The sequence below is a fragment of the Lactobacillus sp. UMNPBX12 genome, assembly GCF_002553955.1.
Lineage (GTDB): Bacteria > Bacillota > Bacilli > Lactobacillales > Lactobacillaceae > Lactobacillus > Lactobacillus crispatus.
In genome coordinates this window covers 1-1,570 of the sequence record NZ_PCYY01000060.1, presented here as the reverse complement: position 1 = coordinate 1,570, position 1,570 = coordinate 1, and the positions used below count along the sequence as shown (strand labels likewise).

The 1,570-nt window shown below is 38.0% G+C and carries 1 protein-coding gene; it reads left to right on the top strand.

Going from position 1 to position 1,570, the window contains the following annotated elements:
* Window positions 1–135: 135 nt before the first annotated feature.
* Window positions 136–1,542: an ISLre2-like element ISLcr1 family transposase gene (locus CP363_RS10460; RefSeq protein WP_098036223.1), complete on the top strand. Its 1,407-nt coding sequence runs from the start codon at window positions 136–138 to the stop codon at window positions 1,540–1,542.
* Window positions 1,543–1,570 lie beyond the last annotated feature (28 nt).

Below are 1,570 nucleotides of genomic sequence, written 5' to 3'. Positions count from 1 at the left end.
CTAAGTGTATAATTTTTTGCGGTAAGTTGAATAAATAATTAAAAAGCTCAAGTCCTTTGAATTTGGACTTGAGCTAAAACAAAAAGACCAGTAGTCTGATGTTAAGAACAAAAACACATTAGAAGCTGGTCTTTTATGGAATCTATTATAACTGATATCGTGAAAATTATTAAGTCTGAAAATAATGTTATTGCTCGTGAAAAGGCATTAATGTGCTATTTCTTTAATCTAATTAGAGAATTAATGAAACTAGCGCTAGAAGAAGTTGATGCTGGTTTAGTTGAGGAGACTAAAAAGCAAGGCTATCAGATTGAAAAGAGAAATAAGCGTTCAGTTGTAACTGTCTTTGGAGAGATTAGCTATTGGCGCAGGAGATATATTTGTCCAGGCAAAAAGGCTAAATACCCGCTGGATGAGCTGATGGGCTATGACAAGTATAAGCGTTATAGTGTTTTAGCAGTGAAGGATGTTTTACAGGTTAGTGCTGTGGCAACTTACCGTAACACTGCTTTGGCAGTTAATACCCTTTCTTGTTTTAACATTAGTCATAGTCAAGTTGGCAAACTGATAGTTCAAGCAGGCAAACTGATTAAAAACCAACAACAGTCGGAAGAAAGATACGATGGCATTACCCAAAGGAAAAAGGTGCCAGTACTTTATCTTGAAGGCGATGGTGTTGTGATTAAGGGCACCAAGAAACGGCTAGAGTTTCATCGCTATCAAGTCTGTGAGGATATTATTAATTTAAGCCAAAAGCGCAGGAAGAGAGTTCAGGCCAAAGAGTTTGTTTCTTTAAGCCGCTTGGATGCTTTGCAAGAAATTAAAACCTATTTAGCTAATACCTATGACTTAAGCGATACTTTAATCATCAGTAATGCCGATGGCGGTGCCGGTTATGCCAAGAAAGATTTTGATGAAATAGTTGGTTATTGCCGGCAGCACGAACACTTCTTGGATGTCTTTCACTTGAATAAAAAAATTAAGGACCGTCTAAGCTTTATGCCAGCTATGCAAGGCAAATTGATCAGCGCAGTTGAGTTTAAATATGACCGTCACTTAACTGATGTAATTTTAGACACGATTGAAAGCAATCTGATTGATGAACTGAATACGCCAGAAAATCATGAAAACCTAAAGCTTCTGCGCAGCTATCTTCATCGTCGCTGGGCGGATATAAAACCATTCAAAATGCGTCATTTGTCGGTAATTAAAGCAATTGGCTGCTGTGAAAGCAATCATCGCAAATATACCTATCGCGTCAAAGGGCAAGGAAAATACTGGTCAGAAGATGGTGCCGAAGGAATCTTGCGTGTACTGACTTGTATCAAAAACAATGAACTGGAATACTGGCTTAGCAGTGAGTTCGCTGGTGGACAGCTGGATATTGGTGATCAGGAAGAATTGAAAGGTGCAGTTCGTGCTAGTCTAAGAAAGATGCATGAAACCCATCTGGGCATTCATCATGGAATAATTGAAAGTTTAACGGCAGGTCATAGCTATTTGAATGATTTCGGTAGGGAAATAAATCAGATAAATATTTAAGAAATTAAGGTTAGACTAATGGTTCACA

Bases quoted from the DNA above. Each gene is read 5' to 3' on its own strand.
- CP363_RS10460 (WP_098036223.1), top strand. From the start codon at position 136: ATGGAATCTATTATAACTGATATCGTGAAAATTATTAAGTCTGAAAAT.